General features: G+C 71.5%; 2 protein-coding genes. Both read right to left on the reverse strand.

Annotation, left to right across the window (positions count from 1 at the left end):
* A partial coding sequence (locus AB0J04_RS46145; RefSeq protein ID WP_363174734.1) for an alpha/beta hydrolase fold domain-containing protein occupies window positions 1-755 on the reverse strand: 755 nt, incomplete at its 3' end.
* Window positions 752-1,354, reverse strand: a 603-nt coding sequence (locus AB0J04_RS46150) for a family 1 glycosylhydrolase (RefSeq protein WP_363174735.1), incomplete at its 5' end; no start/stop codon positions are given. The genes AB0J04_RS46145 and AB0J04_RS46150, both read right to left, overlap by 4 nt.

Below are 1,354 nucleotides of genomic sequence, written 5' to 3' on the forward strand. Positions count from 1 at the left end.
GTGGGCGGCGAGTCGGCACCGATCGGTCCGAACCGCGGCGAGAGATCCGGATCACAGAGGTCGTGATCGCCCGCGTACAGCTTCAGGCTGTTCATCAGCCCGTCGACCTCGCCGGAGGCGTCGTTGGCGAGGGTGTCGCCGGAGAGCGTGAGGTCGGCCGCGGGTGAGTTCAGGACGACCGCACAGGGCATCGGCAGCTTCTCCTCCTGGAGCCTCAGAAGAAGGCCGGCCACGAGGTTTCCCCCCGCGGACAGTCCGCTGATCGCGATGGAAGCCGGGTCGTGGCTCTTCAGAAGGGTCCGGTACGCGTCGAGGCAGTCGTCCGGAGCCGCGGGGTAGGGGTGGTCGGGCGGCATGCGGTAGTCGACGCTCCACACGGTGACTCCGTAGGCGCCCGCGACGAATCGTGCCGCGGACTTCGTCGCCGGGCCCCCGCCCCAGGTGAACGCCCCGCCGTGCACGCTGAGAAGGACGCGCCGGTCATCCGGTGCGAGGCCTTCCGGGGTGCCGACGTGCACGACCGTGTTCGGCAGGTCGAGTGTGCGGACCTCGACCGGGACTCCCGTGTCCACGGCGCCCGTGGTCGCGAGCCCGAGGGCGTCCGCGTACTCCGGTGCCGAGGCGCCCGCGACGACGGCACGCCAGGCCTCGATGTCGTCCGGTTCGGGCGAGGGCACCTGCGGGCGTGCCTTCAGCATCGCCAGCCAGGCCTGGGCTTCGGGACTCAGCCCGTACTCGGTGTGGTGTTCCGTCATGACGCCGGCACCTCTCCGGACCGCGCGACGCCACCGAGCCAGGCCAGGCTCGGCTTCGGCTGCCGCTCGAAGGTCTCCCGGTCGACGGCGATGAGTCCGAACGTCGGCTCCCAGTGCCCCCACTCGTAGTTGTCGAGCGCGCTCCAGTGGAGGTAGCCGCGGACGTCGACGCCGTCGTCCATGGCGGCGGAGAGGTGCCGCAGCGCCTCGCCCGTGTACGCGATGCGGCGGGTGTCGTCGCCGATGGCGATGCCGTTCTCGGTCACGAGCACCGGGACGCCGCCGGTGACGTCCCACGCGTGGCGCACCGCCATGCCCAGGGCGTCCGGCCGGTACGCGCTGCCGACGAGGGTGTTGTCGGGGTGGGGCGCGTGCGGCACGGGGCCGTTCTCGTCGACCTCCTGCGTGGAATAGGACTGGACGCCGATGAAGTCGTCCTGCCGCGCGGCCTCCAGGTACAGGTCCTCCCGGACGTAGCGCTCCTCGACGAGCTTCGCCTTGTGCTCCGGCTTCGAGGTGAGCGCCTGGTTGGCGATCGTCCAGCCGACCTTGGCGTCGGTACGCTCCCTGAGGATCGCGCGCGCCCACGACGCGGCGCG

Origin of the sequence: Streptomyces sp. NPDC050263 (assembly GCF_040655955.1) — a bacterium.
Lineage (GTDB): Bacteria > Actinomycetota > Actinomycetes > Streptomycetales > Streptomycetaceae > Streptomyces.